The organism is Streptomyces sp. 796.1 (assembly GCF_047525675.1).
In the GTDB taxonomy this organism is placed as follows: Bacteria; Actinomycetota; Actinomycetes; order Streptomycetales; family Streptomycetaceae; genus Streptomyces.
Genome location: NZ_JBLIWA010000015.1, coordinates 23,126 through 43,375 on the forward strand (window position 1 = coordinate 23,126; position 20,250 = coordinate 43,375).

A 20,250-nucleotide genomic window follows, 5' to 3' on the forward strand; every position below is an offset into this window, starting at 1 on the left:
ACCAGCAACCGCAACCAGCGGACCAGCAACCCAGAAGAGGAGCACCGCGGTGACACACGTGGGAGTCGTCGGCGCCGGCGTCATGGGCGCCGGAGTGGCACAGAACCTGGCCCAGGTCGGCCACACCGTAACCCTGGTGGACAACGACCCGCAGGCAACGGAACGCGCCCTGGGCACCATCGAGATGAACTGCCGGATGAGCCGGATGCTGGGCGGCCCGGAGATCGACGCGGACCAGACACTGGCCCGCATCCGGACCGGCACCGATCTCGCGCTGCTGACCGACGCCGAGATCGTGATCGAGAACATCACCGAGAACTGGGACCTCAAGCGCGCCCTGTACCTGGAGTTGGACGCGGTGGTGCAGCCGTCGGCGGTCTTCGTCGCCAACACCTCGGCCATCCCGATCACCCGGCTCGCCTCGCTGACCGGCCGGCCCCGCCAGTTCGTCGGCGTGCACTTCATGAACCCGGTCCCGATGAAGCCGGCCGTGGAGATCATCCCCGGCCACCACACCGACCAGGACGCCCTGGAGCGCGTACGCACCCTGCTCACCTCCATGGACAAGAAGGCCATCCCGGTCAACGACGCCTGCGGCTTCGTCTCCAACCGGGTGCTGATGCTGACCGTCAACGAGGCCGCGTTCCTGGTGTACGAGGGCGTGGCCACGGCCGAGACCGTCGACGAGGTCTTCCGCAGTTGTTTCGGACACCCGATGGGCCCGCTGGAGACCGCGGACCTGATCGGGGTCGACACCATCCTGTACAGCATCGAGGTGCTGTACGAGCACTTCGCCGACAGCAAGTACCGGCCCTGCCCGCTGCTGAAGAAGATGACCGACGCCGGCCTGCACGGCCGCAAGTCGGGCGAGGGCTTCTACGCCTACGGCGGCCCGGCCGCCGCCACCCCGCGGCCCAGCCAGAACGGCAAGGCCCACACCCCCGTGACCGCCACCCGCTGAGGAGACCCCTGATCATGTCCGACGACGTGCGCGCCCCGATCCGCGACTTCATCACCGGCAACTTCCCCGACATCGTCCTCAAGGACGACGAGGACATCTTCGAACTCGGCTTCGTGAACTCCCTGTTCGCCATGCAACTGGTGATGTTCGTGGAGAAGCAGTTCGGCATCCGGGTGCCCAACCAGGAGCTGCGCCTGGACAGCTTCCGCACCATCGACTCGATGGCCTCGCTGGTGCAGCGGCTGACCACCGACGCCCCCGTCACGACCTGATGTGGAGGACGCGATGACGGTGCACGCCACCGACCCGGGGCCGGCCGGCCCGCCGGGCGCCGCCCCGCCGGTCGACCTCCCGCAGGTCCGGGCGTTCGTCGACGCCGAGATCGTGCCGTACGCGGACGGCTGGGACCAGGCCGAGCGGCTGCCACCCGAACTCCTTCACCGGATAGCCGAGTTGGGGCTCTGGTCGCCCTTTCTGCCACCGGCCGACGGGGGCAGCGGACTGACCTGGAGCGAGCTCGGCCGGGTGCACGAGGAGGTGGGCCGCGGCTGTTCCTCCGTACGCAGCTTCCTGACCGTGCACACCATGGTCAGTTGGACCGTCCACCGCTGGGGCAGCGATGCGCAGCGCGCCAGGTGGCTGCCCCGGCTGGCGGCCGGCGAGCTCATCGGCGCGTTCTGCCTGACGGAGCCGGACAGCGGCAGCGACGCGGCTGCCGCCGGCACGACGGCCCGCCAGGACGGCTCGGACTGGATCATCGACGGGCACAAGAAGTGGATGACGGCCGGCCAGGTCGCCGGACTCCTGCTGGTCTTCGCGCGCACCGAGACCGGGATGAGCGCCTTCTTGGTCCCGGCCGACAGCCCGGGCGTACAGGTCACCCCGATCACCGGCGCCATGGGAACCAGGGCGAGCATGCTCGCCGAGATCGTCCTGCGCGGGGTGCGCGTCGACGCCGATGCGTTGATCGGCCCGCCGGGCTGGGCCGCAGGCACCGTGATGACCGGCGCGCTCGACCTGGGCAGGTACAGCGTGGCCTGCGGCTCGGTCGGCGTCGTCCAAGCCTGTCTGGACGCCTGCGTGGCCTACACGTCCAAGCGCCGGGTGGCGGCCGGCCGGCTCTCCGAGCTCCAGCTCATCCGCCGCAAGATCTCCGACATGGTCGTCGGCAGCCGGTCCGCCCGGCTGCTGTGCGCGGAGGCCGGCCGGCTCAAGGACGCCGACGACCCGGCCACCATCATGGCCACCTGGGTGGCCAAGTACCACGCGTCCACCGCGGCCACCGCGGCGGCCGGCGACGCGGTGCAGATCCACGGCGCCAACGGGTTCGTCAGCGACTACCCGGTGGCCCGGCTCTACCGCGACGCGAAGGTCGCCGAAATCATCGAGGGGAGCACGGAGTTGCAACAGATCACGATCGCCGACGCGGCCTACCGGGAGGTGACCCGGTGAGCGAGGCCAACGGCACCTCCGCCGCGCCCGCAGGCAAGCCGCGGCAGGGCCGCATCAAGTGCGTGGTGTGGGACCTGGACAACACCCTGTGGGACGGCGTCCTGCTGGAGGAGAACCGGGTCACCGTGCGCCCCGCCGTCGTCGAGGAGATCCGCCGGCTCGACACGCTGGGCGTGCTGCACTCCATCGCCAGCCGCAACGACCACGACGCGGCCATGCAGCGCCTGGAAGAGGCCGGCCTGGCCGAGTACTTCCTCTACCCGCAGATCAACTGGAACCCCAAGTCGGGCTCCATCGAGCACATCGCCAAGTCGATCAACATCGGCCTGGACGCCATCGCCTTCGTCGACGACCAACCCTTCGAGCGCGCCGAGGTGTCCCACCAACTGCCCGACGTGCTCACGGTCGACGCGGCGGACGTCCCCACCGCCCTGCACACCCCCGAGTTCCAACCCAAGTTCATCACCGACGAGTCCAAGCTGCGCCGCCACATGTACCGCAGCGCGGCCGTACGCGACGAGGCCGAGCAGGAGTACGCCGGCACCAGCGAGGAGTTCCTCGCCACCCTGGGCATGGAGTTCACCATCGCCCCGGCCCAGGAGGAGGACCTCCAGCGCGCCGAAGAGCTGACCGTACGCACCAACCAGCTCAACTCCACCGGCCGCACCTACTCCTACGAAGAGCTGGACAAGCTGCGCCAGGACCCGGACCACCTGCTCCTGGTGGCGGGGCTGACCGACCAGTACGGCAGCTACGGCAAGATCGGCCTCGCACTGGTGGAGCGCGCGGGACCGATCTGGCAGTTGCGCATGATGCTCATGTCCTGCCGCGTGATGGCTCGCGGCGTGGGCACGGTGCTGCTCAACCACATCATGCGGCGGGCGGCCGACGCCGGTGCCCAACTCCGCGCCGACTTCGTGGAGACGGGCCGCAACCGCGTCATGTACGTCACCTACGCGTTCGCCGGCTTCCAGGAGATCGAACGCGACGGCGACCGCGTGGTCCTCCAGTCCGACCTGGACCGCATCCAACCCCCGCCGGACTACCTGACCATCACGGTGCATTGATCCTGTGGTGGGTTGGTCGCCGGGGTGGGTTGGCTCTGGGGTGTGACTGGCCCTGGGCGGGCTGGCCCTGAGACGGGTGGGCCCCGCGGGGCGCGGACCGTACGGCGCGTCGGTCGTACGGCCCGTCGCCCCGTGGTGCCGGGCCGGCGCGGTCCACGGACCGCGCCGGCTGCCCACCGCCAGCCGGCACCCCCACAGCCACCCACGAAGGCCCCACCGCACCCTCGCAAGAACGCCCACAAGACGAGCACCCCGACCCCGAGGAACGGAAGCCGGCCGTGAACCGACCGACCGTGTCAAGGGCCACACCGTGGCTGCCCTTCGGCGAGCCGCCCGCGGCCCGCCCCCGGCTGTACTGCCTGCCCAACGCCGGAGCGGGAGCGGCGAGTTTCGCCCCATGGCGCCGACTCGTCGGCGCCGGCGTCACCCTCTGTCCGGTGCAACCGCCGGGCCGGGCCGAACGGTTCCGGGAGGCGCCGCACACCTCGGTCGACACCTTGGTGGACGCGCTGGCCGACGCCCTGCACGAGCAGTTCACCGGCAGGTACGCGCTCTACGGCCACAGCGTGGGGGCGCTGGTCGTCTTCGAGCTCGTACGCCGGCTGCGCCGCACGGGCCGGCCGCTCCCGGTCCACCTGTTCGTCTCCGGCCGGGCCGCACCCCAACTCCCCGACAGTCGTGCCGCGTTGCGTGACCTGCCGACCGATGAGCTGATCGACGAGCTGGCCCGGATGGGCGGCACCCCACCCGAGGTGCTGCGCGAACGCTCCCTGATGGACTCCCTGCTGCCGCTGCTGCGCGCCGACTTCGCCGTCAACGAGACGTACGTACACCGCCCCGAACCACTCCTGGACCTGCCGCTGACCGTCTTCGGCGGCCATGCCGACCCCCGGGCCGACGAGCCGGAACTCGCGGCCTGGCGGGAACAGACCAGCGGCCCCTTCGTGCTGCGGATGTTCCCCGGGGGCCACTTCTTCCTGCACGATCACGCGAAGACCCTCATCCAGGAGATGGCCCGACCACTGACCGGTTGATCCGCTGACGGATCGTCCCGCTGACCGGTTGATCGGCTGTCCCGTGGGCCGGTTGCTCGACGGGCCGGCCGATCTGCGCCCGGCCCCGCCACCCCACCGCTGCCGCAGCCCCGGACGGCCACCCGGCGGCGCGCTGCGGCACCCGTCGCTCACCGACCGCGGGGGCGCGGACCGTACCGGCCCCAGCCAGCCGGGGCCGCGCGCCCGCACCCACCCGGAGGAACCGCCCATGCCCGCAGCTCGGTGCCCTGCCCACCGGCCGACCACCACCGGGGAACCGGGCCACCCGGCCACCGCACCGCCCGCCAGCCAGCCGGCCGCCGACCCCCGCCCCGGCGCCCGCCCGCGCCAGTGCCGATGCCCGCACCGGCGCCCCGGCCGGCGGCGCCCGCCCGCCGCGGGGCGGTGCCGATGACCGCGCACACGACGGCACCCGGCCCGCCGGACGCCACCGAGGCCCTGTGGCGGGCCGCCCGCCGCGGCCGGCTCGGCTGGTACGCGTACGACTGGGCGCACGCCGTCTTCACCACCTCCGTCACCTCGATCTTCTTCGGCCCGTTCATCACCGACGTGTGCGAGCGCGCCGCCGACGGCCGCGGCTACCTGCACCCCCTGGGCATCCAGGTGCTGGCCAGCTCGTACTTCCCGTTCCTGATCGCGCTCTCGGTCTTCCTCCAGCTCTTCGTCCTGCCGCTGTCCGCGGTGCTCACCGAGCGGTACGACAAGGGCCTGCTGCTCGCCGTCTCCGCCCTGTCCGGGGCCGGCGCGGCCAGCGCCCTGTACGCGATCGGCGACGCGGACTACCTGCTGGGCGGGGCGCTGTACGTGCTGGCGGCCATGGGGCTCGGCGCCTCCATCATGATCGTCAACACCTATCTGCCGGTCATCGCGCCGCCCGGCCGGCGCGACCGCACCTCGGCCCAGGGCTCCGCGGCCGGTTTCCTCAGCGGTGGCATCGTGCTCATCGCGGACCTGCTGATCTACGCCCAGCACGAGGAGTGGGGGCTGACCGAGGAGCAGGCGGTCCGCCTCATCCTGCTCACCACCGGGCTGTGGTGGCTGGCGTTCAGCCTGCTCGCGGTGTGGCTGCTGCGCGGCTACGGCCGGCCTCAAGCGGCCCGCGCCACCGCCGCCGACGCGCCCGCCCGGGCCAGCACCTACCGTGCCGTCGTCGCCGCCGTCCGCGGGCTGCGGCACTATCCGGGCGCGGCCTGGTTCCTGGTCGCCTTCGTGCTCTACAACAACGGCATGCAGAGCGTCACCTCGCTGGTGGGGACGTTCGCGGTGGAACACCTCGACCTGCCGCAGGACGACGTGATCACCGCGATCCTGCTGGTGCAGTTCGTGGCCTTCGCGGGCGCGGTGATCGCCGGCAGGCTCGCTGAGTGGCTCGGCGGACGCACCGTACTGCTGGGCTTCACCTGCGTCTGGTCCGCGACCGTGATCACCGGCGCCCTGCTGCCGCAGCGCTCCTTCCCGGCCTTCGCCACGCTGTGCGTCGCCGCCGGATTCGTCGTCGGCGGCACGTACGCGCTCTCCCGGTCGGTCTTCGTCAGCCTGGTGCCCGCCGGCCGCACGGCGGAGTACTTCGGCATCTTCGAGATGGCCAACCGGTGCCTGGGGTTCGTGGGCCCCACCGTCTTCGGCCTGGTCCTCCAACAGACCGGGAGCTACCGGACCGCCTGGCTGTCGATCCTGGTGTTCTTCGTGGCCGGCGCCGCGGCGCTGGCGCCCGGCGTCCTCGCCCGCGGGACGGGCCGCCACGGGCCCACCCGGCCGGGCAACGCCGCCCGGCCCGGCAGCACCACCCCGCCCGGCAGCACCATCCAGCCGGGCACCACCACCAGGCCCGGCGTGTCCGGCGACGGCGCGCCGGGCCTTCCGCCCGGGCCGGACCGCGAAGATCGCGCAGACCGCGACAGCCGCGCAGGCCGTGAAGGCCGTGCAGACCACCACGAAAACGGCGCAGGCAGAGGGGAAGACTGATGGCTGACTCCGCCCCGGCAGGCCGGCGCTACCGGGTGCTCCTCACCGAGGCGTCCAGCGCCACCGCCCGCCAGGTGCTCACCGTGCTGGGCCGACAGGGGCACCGGGTGGGGGTGATGGACTGCGGCGGCACCTCCCTGACGGCCGGTTCGCGGTGGGTGGGGCGCCGCCACAAGTGCCCGCCGTTCGCCGCCGACCCGCTGCGCTACCTCGAAGCCCTCCGCGAGGTCCTCACCCGCCACCCGTACGACGTACTGCTGCCCACCCACGAGCAGTTGGTGGCGCTGGCCAGGTACCGCGCCGACTTCGCCCCCCTGGTGCCCGGGCTCGCCGTCCCCGACTTCCGGGCGATCCGCCAGGTGCAGGACAAAGCCGCCGCCACCCGGCTGCTCGACGACATCGGACTGCCGCAGCCGGAGACCGCACTCGCCGCGGACGAAGGCGCCCTGCTGGCCGAGGCGGGCCGGCTGCCGGCGTACGTGAAGCTCCCGGTGGCCACGTCGAGCCGGGGCGTGTGGCTGGCCGAAGAGCCCGAGCAGTTGACCCGCATCGCCACCCTTCCCGCCGTCCGGGAGACCTTCGACGCCGGCGGCGAAGTGCTGGTGCAGCGCCGGATGCCGGGCCTGGTGGTCATGGTGCAGGCGCTCTTCGACCGGGGTGAACTGGCCGGCGCGCACACGGTGTTGCGCCGACGCGAGGGCGTCCAGGGCAGTGCGTCGGTGAAGGAGTCGGTGGTGCTGCCCGACGTCATCCAACACCTGGCGAAGCTCGGCGCGGTGCTCGACTGGCACGGCCCGCTCGCGCTGGACGCCGTACTGGACGAGGACTTCGGCCTGGTCCACTACATCGACGTCAACCCGCGCCTGGTGGAGCCGGTCAACGCCGAACTCGCCGGGGCCGACCTGGTGCGCCGCTGGCTCCGGGTCTCCTGCGCCGAGCCGGTCGGGCCGCTGCCCGCCGTCCGCGCCGGGGTGCGCACCCACATGCTGCTGACGGCCCTGGTCCGGCACGCGGAGACTGGCCGCGGACGGCGGGCGATGGTACGCGAACTGGCTCGGGCCGCCACCCGGAGCGGCTGGTACTCCGGGAGCCGGGAGGAGCTGCTTCCGGTCGGCTCGGACCCGGCGGCCGGGCTGTCCCTCGCGGCGCTCACCGGCTGTCTGCTCGCCGTGCCGGGGAGCTGGCGACGGCTCGGCGGCTCCGGCGTCCCCGCCCACGCCCTGACCGGCCAGGGCTGGCGACGCCTCGTGGACACCGACGCGCTCTGATGCCCCCGCCCGATCGTCTCGCGGCGCTGGCTCCCCGGCGCGTGACGGCGCGGACGCTGACCTCAGAAGCATCACCAGAAACATCCATCCCACGAACCCCTATACATCACTGCGCACGCTCAAACCCCTTACGCATCAGCAGTAGGGGTTGGGTAGGGTTTCCCGAGCCGGCCGTAACCCAACTGACCAGCGCGATCCGGGTAGTTCGGGGGTTACCCCTACCAGGGGCGCGGGGGAGCCCCCCCTGTAGATCCGGGGGTCTGGCGGCTCGATGGCGGCGCGCATTCTCCGTAGCGTCTGAGATCTCGTCGGACTCCATCGGAACCCGGAGGGCCTTCTCGTGGCCACTTCTCTCCGCACGTACCTGAGCACCGCACCCGCCCCGCTCGCGCCCCGGGCGTACGGGCCGGCGCCCGCGGACCGGTCGACACCCGACGAGCTCCCCACGGCCCCCGGCGCGGCACACCCCCTACGGGGCGCGCGCCCCGGACGTACCGGGGCGCGCAGCGGGCCCGCCGCCCGCCGCCGCACCACCCAGTGTGAGCGGCCCACCGGCCTCCCGCACCTGCGCCCGCACCCCCCACGCGCCCGGCACGACCCGCACCGCGCCGGCACCCCACGCCGGCACCCGCACCACTGGTACCGCCGCCCCCGCCGGGTCAGGTCTGCTGACCGACGCCCGGCGGGGACGGCCCGCCGCCCGGCGTGACCGCTCCGCAGAACCAGGGATTGACCAGCACCGACGCCACCCAACGTCGCTGTGTGAGGCCGAGGCAGGCCCGTGCTGGGCAACCTTCCCATCGACGATAGAAGGAACAATCTGATGGCCACCTTGCTGTACTCCCTCGGTAGAGCGGCGTTCCGTCGCCGAGGCCGCTTCCTCGCCGTCTGGTTACTGCTGCTGGCCCTGGCCGGCGGCGGGCTCGCCGCGTACGGTTCCCACCTGGACAGTGAGGCCACCATCCCCGGCTCGCAGTCCCAGGCGGGCATCGACGTACTGGAGAAGTCGCTCCCGGCCTCCACCGGCGTCACCGCGCAACTGGTCTTCGTCGCCCCCGAGGGCAAGACCGTCCAGGACCCCGCCTACCGCCAGGCCATCGAGCGCACGGTCGCGGCAGCCGCCAAGGCCCCCCAGGTGGAGACCGCGGTCGACCCCTTCAAGGCGAACAAGATCTCCGAGGACAAGCGGACCGCCCTGGCCCAGGTGCTGTACCCGATCAAGCGGGACGCACTGGAGGACTCCAGCGTCACCGCGCTCGAAGACCTGGCCGCCGAGGCCCGCAAGAGCGGCCTGGAGGCCGAGGTCGGCGGCACGATCTACAGCACCGCCGGCCTTGAGCCCGGCATCGGCGAGGTCATCGGCCTGGCCGTGGCCATCGTCGTCCTGGTCATCACCTTCGGCTCGCTGCTGTCGGCCGGGCTGCCGCTGCTGACCGCCCTGATCGGGCTCGCCGTCGGGCTGATCGGGCTGATGCTGATCTCGAACGTGGCCACCATCTCCTCCACCGCGCCCAGCCTGGCGCTGATGGTCGGCCTCGCCGTCGGCATCGACTACGCCCTGCTGATCCTCTCCCGGCACCGCGCGCAACTGGCCGCCGGCATGGCGGCCGAGGAGTCCGCGGCCCGTGCCACCGCCACCGCGGGCAGCGCCGTCGTCTACGCCGGCCTCACCGTGATCATCGCGCTGGCCGGCCTGAGCGTCGTCGGCATCCCGTTCCTGACCGTCATGGGGCTCGCCGCCGCCGGGACCGTGCTGATGGCGGTGGCCGTGGCGATCACCCTGCTGCCGGCGCTGCTCGGCTTCGCGGGCGAGCGGGTACGGCCCAAGGTCGGCTCCCGGGCCAGCCGGCGCGAGCGCGCCTCCTCCGGCGAGGGCCGCACGGGGGGCGAGCGGTGGGCCCGCCTGGTGACCCGCCGGCCGCTGGCCACGGTGCTGATCGTCGTGCTCGGCCTCGGCGCGGTCGCGGTCCCGACCACCCAACTGACCCTGGCCATGCCGGACAACGGCACCGCGTCGCCCGACTCCACGCAGCGCAAGGCGTACGACCAGATCTCCGAGGCGTTCGGCCCGGGCAACAACGGCCGACTGCTGGTCCTCGTGCAGAAGGCCACGGGCGACCCCAGGCCCGCGGCCAAGCAGGTCGAGGCCGAGCTCAAGGGGCTCAACCTGCCGGACATCGTCTCCGTGCAGGAGCCGCAGGTGGGCAACGACGGGCGGACCGCGATCCTGACCGTGGTGCCGAAGGAGGGCCCGCGGGACGAGGAGACGGTGCGGCTGGTCCGTGACATCAGGGACGAGACGCCGCAGTGGGCGGCGGAGGCCGACGCCCGCATCCTGGTCACCGGCTCCACGGCCGCCGCGATCGACGTCTCGGACCGGCTCAGCGACTCCCTGCTGCCGTTCATCGGCGTGGTCGTGGGCCTCGCCCTGGTCCTGCTGCTCCTGGTCTTCCGGTCGGTCGTGGTGCCGATCAAGGCGGCCCTCGGCTTCCTGCTCTCGGTCGGCGCCGCCTTCGGCGCTGCGGTCGCGGTCTTCCAGTGGGGCTGGCTCGCCGAACTGATCGGCGTCGAGACGACCGGCCCGGTCTTCAGCTTCATGCCGATCGTGCTGATCGCCGTGCTGTTCGGCCTGGCCATGGACTACGAGGTGTTCCTGGTGGCCCGGATGCGCGAGCACTTCGTGCACACCGGCAACCACGAAGAGGCCGTCATCGCGGGTTCGCGGCACGCCTCCCGGGTCGTCACCGCCGCCGCGCTGATCATGTTCTCGGTGTTCGCCAGCTTCGTCACCGCCGAGGACCTGACGCTCAAGCCGATCGCCTTCGGCCTCGCCGTCGGCATCGTCGTCGACGCCTTCCTGGTCCGGATGACGCTGGTGCCCGCGCTGCTGATGCTGGTGGGCCGTGGCGCGTGGTGGCTGCCCCGCTGGCTGGACCGGATGCTGCCCAACCTGGACATCGAAGGGGCCAAGCTGAACCGGCCGCAGCCCGTCGCGCACGGCGCGCTGGACGCGGAGCGCATGGCACCCCGCGTCTAGCACGGCGGGCGCCCGCTCCACACGGCGGCGGCCATCCCCGACGGGGGTGGCCGCCGCCGGGCGCGTACCGGGCCGGGCGGTGGGTCCCGCGGCCCTGGCCCGGCCAAGGCCGGCGCGGCAGTCCAGGCGCGGCCGGCCGGCCCGGCAGCTTCCGAGCCCGTTCCGTGTGTGCCGTGCACGTTTTAAGAATCGCCGGGTCCGCTTTTCGTGAAGGCCGCCGGCGGACGCCCACCAGGAATGAGTGAGTCCGTTTTCTTTGGCATTTTGGAACGCATTGAAGAATGCGATACGAGCCCTTGCGGCTGTGGTGGAGGTTCTGTAAACATGCGGGTGTTCGTGAGGCATGTGAGCCAGTGGGAGAAACCATGGCAATTGATGGGCGCTCGGATATTTATGAAATCCTGGACGACCGATTTCTTATCCCCGCCAACGGAGATCTGAGATTAGAACTCCTGTATGACGGCACCCGCTGGTCGGAGGGTCCGCTCTACGTCCCCGCCTGGCGTCAGCTCATCTTCAGCGACGTCCCCAACGACCGGCTGCTGCGCTGGGACGAGGCCACCGGCACGGTCGGCGTCTTCCGCACCGCGGCCGGCCACCCCAACGGCAACACGCTGGACCGCGAGGGCCGGCTGATCACCTGCGAACAAGGCAATCGCCGCGTCACCAGGACCGAGCACGACGGCTCCCGCACCGTCATCGCCGACCGGTACGCGGGCAAGCGATTCAACAGCCCGAATGACGTGATCGTACGGTCCGACGGCTCGATCTGGTTCTCCGATCCCATTTTCGGCATCCTCAGCGACTATGAGGGAAACCGTGGCGAGAGCGAGATCGGCGCCAGCAACATCTATCGAGTGGACCCGGCCACGGGTAAGGTCCGCATCATGGCCGAGGGATTCCTCACGCCGAACGGCCTGACTTTCTCCCCCGACGAGCGCCGGCTCTTTGTGGCCGATACGGTCGGCGGCCACATCAAGGTGTACGACGTCCGCGACGACGGCACGCTCGGCCCCGGCACGGTCTTCGCCCAGGCGCCGGCCAACGTCGCCCAGTTCGACAGCGTCCGCTTCGACGACGAGGGCCGGCTGTGGGCCGCGGCGGGCGGCGGCGGACTGCACTGCTACGCCCCGGACGGCACCCTCATCGGCCGCATCATCCTGCCGCTGACCGCCTCGAACGTCACCTTCGGCGGCCCCAAGAACAACCGGCTCTTCATCACCGCCGGCTACCACGTCTACTCGCTGGTCGTGGCGGCCACCGGAGCCCCGCGCATCCGCGGCTGCGGCCCCACCCGCCCCCACGCGGCGGCGACCGACGCCCCCGCCCAGAACCTCGACGCCTACGCCACCCGCTGGCGCCTGAGCGCCCGCCGCCCCCAGGGGTAGGAGCCGGCGGGCCCGCACGGGCCCCGGCGCACCGACCGTCGGACCGCTGGAACCCGGCGGAGCCAGGGGGAAGCACCAAACCACGGCCCGAACCGGGCGCCGGTCCACCGGTCCCGGCACCAGCACCGGCGGAGCCAAGAAGAACCACCGAACCGCAGCCCGTACCGGCCTCGGCCGCGTGCGGGCTGCGGCACGACCACCGTGCGGCACGCCCGTCGCGGCGCCCGAACCCGTCCGGGCCCGCCCCACGGTTCGCCAGCGGGCGGGCCCGGACAACGGGAAGTAGCCAACTGCCCGACCACACCGCCGCATTGGGGCTCAGCCGCGGCCCGGGTCCAGCAGGCCCGCCCGGCGCAGCGCGTCGGCCATCGCCCCGCCGGCGGGCGCCGCGTCGCGCCGCGCCCCGGAGCCGGAGCGCTGGCCGCCGCCCGAGCGCCCGCCCTGGCCGCCACCCGATCCGCGCTGCCGCTGCTGCGGCGCGCCCCGCCGGCCGGCGCCGCGCTCCGGCCGGTCGCCGTCCCGCCCTGCACCCGCCGGCGCGGCCTCGTCGTCCAGCCGCAGCGTCAGCGAGATGCGCTTGCGCGGGATGTCCACGTCCAACACCTTCACCCGCACGATGTCACCGGGCTTCACCACGTCCCGCGGGTCCTTCACGAAGGTCTTCGACATCGCCGAGACGTGCACCAGGCCGTCCTGGTGCACCCCGACGTCCACGAACGCGCCGAACGCGGCCACATTGGTCACCACGCCCTCCAGCAACATCCCGGGCACGAGGTCGCCGAGCTTCTCGACCCCCTCCTTGAACGTGGCCGTCTTGAACGCGGGCCGCGGGTCCCGGCCGGGCTTCTCCAACTCCCTGAGGATGTCGGTGACCGTCGGCAGCCCGAACGAGTCGTCCACGAACTGCGCCGCGTCCATCCGCTGGAGCACCGCCGTATTGCCGATGAGCGAGCCGACGTCGCCCCCGGCCGTCGCCACCATCCGCCGCACCACCGGATACGCCTCGGGGTGCACGCTTGAACTGTCCAGCGGGTCGTCGCCCCCGCGGATGCGCAGGAAGCCCGCGCACTGCTCGTACGCCTTCGGACCCAGCCTGCTCACGTCCTTGAGCGTCTTGCGGTTGCGGAACGGGCCGTTGGCGTCCCGGTGCGCCACGATGTTCTCGGCGAGGGTGGCGCTGACCCCGGAGACCCGGCTGAGCAGCGGGGCGGACGCCGTGTTCACATCCACGCCCACGCCGTTCACACAGTCCTCCACGACCGCGTCCAGCGAGCGCGAGAGCTTCACCTCGGACAGGTCGTGCTGGTACTGGCCGACGCCGATCGACTTCGGGTCGATCTTCACCAGCTCGGCCAGCGGGTCCTGCAACCGGCGGGCGATGGAGACCGCGCCGCGCAGCGAAACGTCCAGGTCCGGCAGCTCCTGGGAGGCGAAGGCCGACGCCGAATACACCGAGGCGCCCGCCTCGGAGACCATCACCTTGGTCAGCCGCAGCTCGGGGTGGCCCGCACACAGCTCGGCCGCCAGCTTGTCGGTCTCCCGGGAGGCGGTGCCGTTCCCGATCGCGATCAGCTCGACCTGGTGCTCCTTCGCCAGCCGGGCCAGCGTGGCGAGCGCGGCGTCCCACTTCTGCTGCGGCACGTGCGGGTAGATCGTCTCGGTGGCGGCCACCTTGCCGGTGGCGTCCACGACCGCGACCTTCACGCCCGTACGGAACCCGGGGTCGAGCCCCATCGTGGCGCGCGTCCCGGCGGGCGCCGCGAGCAGCAGGTCACGCAGGTTCGCCGCGAAGACCCGCACCGCCTCGTCCTCGGCGGCCTGCCGCAGCCGCAGCCGCAGGTCGATGCCCAGGTGCACCAGGACCCGGGTGCGCCAGGCCCAGCGCACCGTGTCGGCCAGCCAGCCGTCGGCGGGCCGGCCGCGGTCGGCGATCCCGAAGCGGCGCGAGATCGCCTGCTCGTAGGAGCTGGGGCCGGGCGTCTCCGACGGCTCTTCCGGCTCCAGCGTCAGGTCGAGCACCTCTTCCTTCTCGGCCCGGAACATCGCCAGCACCCGGTGCGAAGGCAGCTCCGTGAACGGCTCGGCGAAGTCGAAGTAGTCGGCGAACTTCGCGCCCGCCTCCTCCTTGCCCTCCCTGACCTTGGCCGCCAGCCGGCCGCGCTGCCACATGCGCTCGCGCAACTCGCCGATCAGGTCCGCGTCCTCGCCGAACCGCTCGGTGAGGATGGCCCGCGCGCCTTCCAGCGCGGCGGCGGCGTCGGCCACCCCGTGCTCGGCGTCCACGAAGGTGGCGGCGGCGGCCCGCGGCTCCACCGAGGGGTCGCCCAACAGGCCGTCCGCCAGCGGTTCGAGCCCCGCCTCGCGGGCGATCTGCGCCTTCGTCCGCCGCTTGGGCTTGAACGGGAGGTAGACGTCCTCAAGGCGCGCCTTGGAGTCGGCGGCCAGGATGCGGGCCTCCACCTCCGCGTCGAGCTTGCCCTGCGAACGGACCGACTCCAAGATCGCCGCCCGCCGCTCCTCCAGCTCGCGCAGATAGCGCAGCCGCTCCTCAAGGGCGCGCAACTGCGCGTCGTCGAGCATCTCGGTCGCTTCCTTGCGGTAGCGCGCGATGAACGGCACCGTCGAACCGCCGTCGAGCAGCTCGACGGCGGCCTTCACCTGCCGCTCCCGCACTCCCAGCTCATCGGCGATCCGGCCTTCGATGGACGTCGTCACTTCACGCTCCGCTTTCTGGTCTGCACCGCGACCTGCATTGTGGCAGGTGGGTGTGACAACGCGGCCATGGCGGACCAACCCGCGCGTCCCCGCGCCCCACGGGCGCCCCGCCCCGGCACGGCCGACGGCACGGCGCCGCAGGTGAGCGACGGTCGGCCGGGACGGCGCAGGCTGGCTCGGGCCGGTCAGCACTGCCCGGCGCCACGTGGCGCCCCGGGCGCGCCCGCCCCGGGGGGGCCCGCGCCGCACCCGTCGGCAAGCCTCGCCCTGCGTCCGGCCCCGGGCGCGCCACAGCCGCCCGGCATGGTGCCGGGCGGCTGCGGTGTGCTGCGTGGATGTGGCGGTACGCGGGCGGGGTCAGGTGGTCACCCACCGGCGCGCGCTCACACCCTGCGGCGGCGTGGACCGCCGCCTGACGCCGCGCCGAACAGCCGGGCGAGGGCCCGGAAGGGGAGCGTCACGACGGCGGCCAGCGTGCCGCCCACGGTACGGAGGACATCGGCGATGGCACGGAACACGGCACTTCCTCCTCGGATTCGGTTTCCGTCTCGGGCTCCTGTCTCGTCCGCATCGACGACGCGCCCGTCAGAACGCCGCCTGCCGAAACCCGAGTACCCGGGACGTCCCCGATAAACCGGCCCGCGCGCACCCGACGCGCCCAAAGCGGCTCCCTGCGTGCCCCGTTCGGCCCCGGGCCGGCGTGCCGCTGCCGAGCCTCCCCGGCCGTGGACCCCGGGTCAGCGCTTGGGGAAGAGGTCGGCGGGGAAGGCGCCCGCGGCCACCAGCGTCGCCGCGAACGTCGAGGCGAGCTCCGTCAGCCGCTCGACGCCCGCCGCACCCAGGTGCTCGTACGGCGCCCGGTCCAGCCGGTCGGTCTGGTGCTCCAGGTCCTTGCGCAGCTCGCTGCCGGCCTCGGTCAGCGTCCCGTCGGCCGCCAACAGGCCGCGCTCGCGCAGCCGGTCCTCGGCAGCCGCCCACTCCTCCTCGGACCAGCCGCGCATCTTGCGGGCCCACTCGGGGTTCATCCCGTGATCGCTGGCCGAGTGCGAGACCACCGACTCCAGGCCGTCGAGTTCGGCGTCCACGAGCAGTGCCAGATGGCCGTCGCCGCGGTGCTCGCGCAGCAGCGTCGTCGCGTGCCACAGGGCCAGGACGGGGCTCTGCGGTATGGGGATCTCCGCGTGCGCCGCGTACAGCGGGCGGGCGGCGCGGCTGCACGCCTCGGTGGCACGCACCGCGAGTTCGGCGGCCTCCGCGAGTTCGGCGGAGGCCTCCGCCCCGAGCATCCGGTGCAGCGCCGCGTCGACCGCGGTGTAGCGGGCCTCGATCGCGGCCTCGGGCGTCGTCACCTCCCACACGCCGGGCACGTGTTGGGCGACCAGTTCGTGCTTGAACCCGTAGAACGTCGCGGTGACCACCGCGGCGCCCACCCGGCCCAGCGGGGCCGAGCGGGCGGCGAAGTAGACGCCCCGCGGTTCCTTGACGCCGAGTTGCCCCAGCTCGTCGGCGGTCTCGGGGGCGAAGTACGTACAGGAGTGCAGCGGGTTGAGGACGCTGTAGCAGCGCCGGGCGGCGCGCTCGGGCAGTGAGGTCATGCCGCGCACGCTACCGGCAGGTAGCCACGCCCGGAAGCGGCGCCGGCGATGCGACCGGCCGCCGTCGGTTAGCTGGCCGGAAGCGTCCACTGGAAGCGCGGTGCCCGGCGCTCCAGGAAGGCGGTGACCCCCTCGCCGGTGTCGTCGCTGGTACGGGCCTGCTCGGTCCAGTAGGCGATGCGGTCGGGGTCCACCGCGCCGGCGATGAACTCCTTCGCCGCGGCCTGTGTGAGCTGCGAGCGGGAGGCCAGTACGCGCGCGAAGTGGGCCACCTCGTGGTCGAAGTCCTCCGGCGCGAAGACCTCGTCCACCAGGCCGCGCAGGTGGGCCCGCTGGGCGTTGATCAACTCGGCCGAGAACAACAGGTGCTTCGCGGTGGCCTGCCCCACCAGGCCCACCAGTCGGGCGGTGGACGAGGCGGGGTAGACGATGCCGAGCTTGGCCGGGGTGATGCCGAAGGCGCTGTCGCTGGTGGCGAAGCGCAGGTCACAGGCGGCGGCCAACTGGCAGCCGCCGCCCACGCAGAAGCCGCGCACCGCGGCGAGGGTGGGCTTGGGGAAGGCAGCGAGCGCCTCTTCGGCCGTCACCGCGAGCCCTTGGGCCTCCTCGCCCCGCTCGATCAGGGAGCCGATGTCCGCGCCTGCACAGAAGGTGTCGCCGTCGCCCGTCAGCACCAGCGCCCGCACGTGCGGATCGACCGTGAGCTTGTCGAGCAGGGGGGGTAGTTCGCGCCACATGTCGTACGTCATGGCATTGCGCTTGGTGGGGTTGTGGATCATGACGGTCGCGATGCCGTCGGTGACCGAATACAGCAGGCAAGGCTCCATGCGCGGATCGTATCCGGGTGGCTGGAAGGCTACGACGAAGATCCCATCGTCTGCTGAGTGGAAGAGATCACTCGTCCGGCGGCCAACCCTGGAACAAAGTTCTCACTGATGTTCAGAAGGGGCGATGTGCCTGGTCGGAGACGGGTTGGCGGCCGGCATGAGACGCGTTTCGGGGTGCGAACGGCGCGTCGTACGGGGGGTGCGCGGCGCAATGGGGTGGGTGCGGCGGGGGAGTGCGAGCACCAGGACCACCCGGACGAGTGCGGTCGGCCACCCGGGACGGCGTCGCGGACGGGCTCGATCCAGCCGCGACGGCCGGCCGGCGCGCGGCCCGTTCTGACGGGGCCCGTACGGAGCCGACCCCCGGACCCGCCGCCGCGTCGGGGCCGCCCGCGCCCGGCCCGTACCGCCGAGGTCGCGGCCCCCGGTCAGGGCGTGCGACGGCGCCGGCGGACGGTGGGGCCCGAACGCGGACGCGTACCCCATGAGCCGTCCCGAGACGATCAAGGTGCTTCCGGCCGGGCGGACACAATGCGTCGCACTAGTAAACCCGCCAACGCCACCCGGTCAAAAAGTGTCGATAGGCGCCGACTTGTGTTCAGTTGGTCGGCGCCGCCCCGCGCACTCCTAACACTCGTCACGAGTATCGAGCCACGGCAGTGCTAGATGGGTGGGTATCGGACATGGAGATTCTCGGGAGCGTCCCGCCTGACCCAGGGCAGGCCCCGCCCCGGAGACCCATTGCGTACGAGGGTGTGTGGCGGTTCACGGCCAAGACCGAGGAGGCCGCCGTGCCCCAGGCCCGGCACGCCGTGCGCGACCTGCTCAGGAACCAGCGCGTTCCCGTCGCCGACGAGATCCTCCAGTCCCTGCTGCTGATCGCCTCCGAACTGGTCACCAACGCGGTCAAGCACGCCGCGCTGCTCTCACCGGAGATCGCGGTCGAGGTCTCCGTCGGACCGCAGTGGGTCAAGGTCGCCGTCGAGGACAACCACCCCTACCGGCCGAAGGCCCTGGTCGCGGACCAGGGCCAGACCGGCGGGCGGGGGTTGTTGCTGGTCAAGGCGGTAGCGGACGAGGTCGGTGGAAGCTATGACGTCGAGCACACCGCGAGCGGCGGCAAGGTCGTCTGGGCCGCGCTCCCGCTGACGGCTACCAACCCGCGGCAGCGCCCGTAATCTCACGGATCGTCGGCCGTGCGGTGTCCAGCACGTCCATGAACCACGCCGAGAACGTCCGCTCCGCGCGCAGCTTGTCCAACTCCTCCGGCGTGACGAAGGCGGTGTCGGCGATCTCCTCGGGGTCGGGCCGCAGGTCGGTCCCGATGAGCCCGGCGAACAGGTGGTTGTACTCCTGCTCCACCAGCCCGGAGGCGGGGTCGGGGTGGTTGTAGCGGACCCGGCCCGCCTCGCGCATCAGCAGCGGCGCGGCCCCGAGCTCCTCGCCGGTGCGGCGCGCGGCGGCGACGAACGGCGGTTCGTCCGGGTACGGGTGGCCGCAGCAGGTGTTCGACCAGACGCCGGGGGAGTGGTACTTGCTCAGCGCGCGCTGCTGGAGCAGCAGACGACCGCGGTCGTCGAAGAGGAAGACGGAGAAAGCGCGGTGGAGCCGGCCGGGGGCCTGGTGCGCGGAGAGCTTCTCCGCGGTGCCGATCGTATTGCCGGCCTCATCGACCAGTTCGAGCATGATCGGTTGCGCGGCGGGGGCGGGCACGGTTGCCGCCGCACTGTCGGTGGAGGGGCCGTTGATGGGTGTGGTCGGCATGTCCATCCTCGTCGTTGGGCTTCGGCGGTCCAGTTTGCCGCATGTCAGTGGCATGCGTCAGTGGCACAACCTAGCCTCGTGCGCCGCGTGGCCACCGGGCTCCAACTGGAAGGTGCAGTGCTCCACGTCGAAGTGCTCGCCCAGGCAACCCTGCAATTCGTGGAGCAACTTCTCATGACCGACAGAATCCAACACCTCCGGGCTTACTACGACATGGGCTGAGAGGACGGGCAGCCCCGAAGTGATCGTCCACACATGCAGGTCGTGCAGCCCCTCGACGCCCGGCAGCGCCAGGATGTGGTCGCGCACCTCGGCCGTGTCCACGTCCTGCGGCGCCCCTTCGAGCAGTACGTTCAGCGTCTCGCGCAGCAGCTTCCAGGTGCGCGGCACGATCATGACCCCGATGACCAGCGAGGCGATCGGGTCGGCCGCCTGCCAGCCGGTCGCCATGATCACCCCGGCCGAGACCAGCACGGCCACCGAGCCGAGTGCGTCCGCCAGCACCTCAAGGAAGGCGCCGCGCACATTGATGCTCTCGCTCTGGCCGCGGAGCAGCAGCGACAGCGAGACCACGTTCGCGACCAGGCCGATCGCGCCGAACACCAAGGTCAGCCCGCCCTCGGTCGCGGCCGGGGTGAGGAAGCGGCTGACCGCCTCGTACAGGATGTAGCCGCCGACGCCGAGCAGCAGCAGACAGTTGGCGAGCGCGGCCAGGATCTCGGCCCTGGCGTAGCCGAAGGTGCGGCGCGGGCTCGCGGGCCGCCCGGCGAAGTGGATGGCCAGCAGCGCCATGCCGAGGCCCACCGCGTCGGTGGCCATGTGCCCGGCGTCCGCGAGCAGCGCCAGCGACCCCGCGAGCAGTCCGCCCAGGATCTCCAGCACCATCACCGTCAGCGTGATGCCGAGCGCGATCCGCAGCCGCCCGCGGTAGGCGGCGGCAGCGGTGCCCGTCGCCCCGGCGGGCGGGGCCGCGTGGGAGTGACCGTGCTGGTGCCCAGCACCCATGAATGCCTCCACATCGGTCATCGGCCGGCTCTTGCAGCGCGGCGTCGATCTCAGTGAACGGGGTGCCGGGGGGTGAATGCAACGCGGCGCTGAATACCGTTGTCATTGGCTGTGACCTGCGCGGATGCCCTACGGGCCGGGATCGCGTGAG

At 72.2% G+C, this 20,250-nt stretch carries 16 protein-coding genes; 10 read left to right on the plus strand and 6 right to left on the minus strand.

What is annotated here, in order from left to right:
• Positions 1-49: 49 nt before the first annotated feature.
• The 9 genes from ACMA1D_RS12275 (at position 50) to ACMA1D_RS12315 (ending at position 12,193) form a co-directional block, all read left to right on the plus strand.
• On the plus strand, positions 50-961 hold the full coding sequence (locus ACMA1D_RS12275; RefSeq protein WP_414723945.1) for a 3-hydroxyacyl-CoA dehydrogenase family protein: 912 nt from the start codon (positions 50-52) through the stop codon (positions 959-961).
• 14 nt (positions 962-975) lie between these two features.
• Positions 976-1,233, plus strand: a complete 258-nt coding sequence (locus tag ACMA1D_RS12280; protein WP_414723946.1) for a phosphopantetheine-binding protein — start codon at positions 976-978, stop codon at positions 1,231-1,233.
• A 13-nt stretch (positions 1,234-1,246) separates the two neighbouring features.
• Positions 1,247-2,413 carry an acyl-CoA dehydrogenase family protein gene (locus tag ACMA1D_RS12285; protein ID WP_414723947.1) on the plus strand — a complete coding sequence of 389 codons (1,167 nt, stop codon included), beginning with the start codon at positions 1,247-1,249 and terminating at the stop codon, positions 2,411-2,413.
• A complete protein-coding gene (locus tag ACMA1D_RS12290) occupies positions 2,410-3,480 on the plus strand; it encodes an HAD-IIIC family phosphatase (protein WP_414723948.1) in 1,071 nt (356 codons plus the stop codon). The genes ACMA1D_RS12285 and ACMA1D_RS12290 overlap by 4 nt, the downstream gene beginning before the upstream one ends.
• A gap of 293 nt (positions 3,481-3,773) precedes the next feature.
• Positions 3,774-4,514, plus strand: a complete 741-nt coding sequence (locus ACMA1D_RS12295) for a thioesterase II family protein (protein WP_414723949.1) — start codon at positions 3,774-3,776, stop codon at positions 4,512-4,514.
• 411 nt (positions 4,515-4,925) lie between these two features.
• Positions 4,926-6,500, plus strand: coding sequence for an MFS transporter (locus tag ACMA1D_RS12300; RefSeq protein ID WP_414723950.1), 1,575 nt, complete (start codon positions 4,926-4,928; stop codon positions 6,498-6,500).
• Positions 6,500-7,768: a hypothetical protein gene (locus ACMA1D_RS12305; protein WP_414723951.1), complete on the plus strand. Its 1,269-nt coding sequence runs from the start codon at positions 6,500-6,502 to the stop codon at positions 7,766-7,768. Before ACMA1D_RS12300 ends, ACMA1D_RS12305 begins: the two co-directional genes overlap by 1 nt.
• Positions 7,769-8,591: 823 nt before the next feature.
• Positions 8,592-10,805: an MMPL family transporter gene (locus ACMA1D_RS12310; protein ID WP_414723952.1), complete on the plus strand. Its 2,214-nt coding sequence runs from the start codon at positions 8,592-8,594 to the stop codon at positions 10,803-10,805.
• Positions 10,806-11,170: 365 nt separating this feature from the next.
• Entirely contained in the window at positions 11,171-12,193 is a 1,023-nt protein-coding gene (locus tag ACMA1D_RS12315; RefSeq protein ID WP_414723953.1) for an SMP-30/gluconolactonase/LRE family protein, read from the plus strand.
• A gap of 318 nt (positions 12,194-12,511) precedes the next feature.
• Here the strand turns inward: ACMA1D_RS12315 and ACMA1D_RS12320 are convergent, their stop codons facing one another.
• From ACMA1D_RS12320 to ACMA1D_RS12335, 4 genes are all read right to left on the minus strand, one after another.
• Positions 12,512-14,908 (minus strand): Tex family protein, encoded by a 2,397-nt coding sequence (locus ACMA1D_RS12320; protein ID WP_414723954.1) that lies wholly within the window; start codon positions 14,906-14,908, stop codon positions 12,512-12,514.
• Positions 14,909-15,291: 383 nt separating this feature from the next.
• Complete coding sequence (locus ACMA1D_RS12325) at positions 15,292-15,426, minus strand: LPFR motif small protein (protein WP_414723955.1); 135 nt, start codon at positions 15,424-15,426, stop codon at positions 15,292-15,294.
• A 219-nt stretch (positions 15,427-15,645) separates the two neighbouring features.
• Positions 15,646-16,503 carry an SCO6745 family protein gene (locus ACMA1D_RS12330; protein ID WP_414723956.1) on the minus strand — a complete coding sequence of 286 codons (858 nt, stop codon included), beginning with the start codon at positions 16,501-16,503 and terminating at the stop codon, positions 15,646-15,648.
• Positions 16,504-16,571: 68 nt separating this feature from the next.
• A complete protein-coding gene (locus tag ACMA1D_RS12335) occupies positions 16,572-17,330 on the minus strand; it encodes an enoyl-CoA hydratase/isomerase family protein (RefSeq protein ID WP_414723957.1) in 759 nt (252 codons plus the stop codon).
• Between the two features lie 683 nt (positions 17,331-18,013).
• Between ACMA1D_RS12335 and ACMA1D_RS12340 the strand changes: the two genes are divergently transcribed.
• Positions 18,014-18,508 carry an ATP-binding protein gene (locus ACMA1D_RS12340; RefSeq protein WP_414723958.1) on the plus strand — a complete coding sequence of 165 codons (495 nt, stop codon included), beginning with the start codon at positions 18,014-18,016 and terminating at the stop codon, positions 18,506-18,508.
• On the opposite strand, the gene idi is transcribed toward ACMA1D_RS12340, so the two are convergent.
• Both idi and ACMA1D_RS12350 read right to left on the minus strand, forming a co-directional pair.
• Positions 18,483-19,094 (minus strand): isopentenyl-diphosphate Delta-isomerase, encoded by a 612-nt coding sequence (gene idi / locus ACMA1D_RS12345; RefSeq protein ID WP_414723959.1) that lies wholly within the window; start codon positions 19,092-19,094, stop codon positions 18,483-18,485. The genes ACMA1D_RS12340 and idi overlap by 26 nt on opposite strands.
• 57 nt (positions 19,095-19,151) lie before the next feature.
• Positions 19,152-20,099 (minus strand): cation diffusion facilitator family transporter, encoded by a 948-nt coding sequence (locus ACMA1D_RS12350; protein ID WP_414724050.1) that lies wholly within the window; start codon positions 20,097-20,099, stop codon positions 19,152-19,154.
• Between the last annotated feature and the right edge of the window lie 151 nt (positions 20,100-20,250).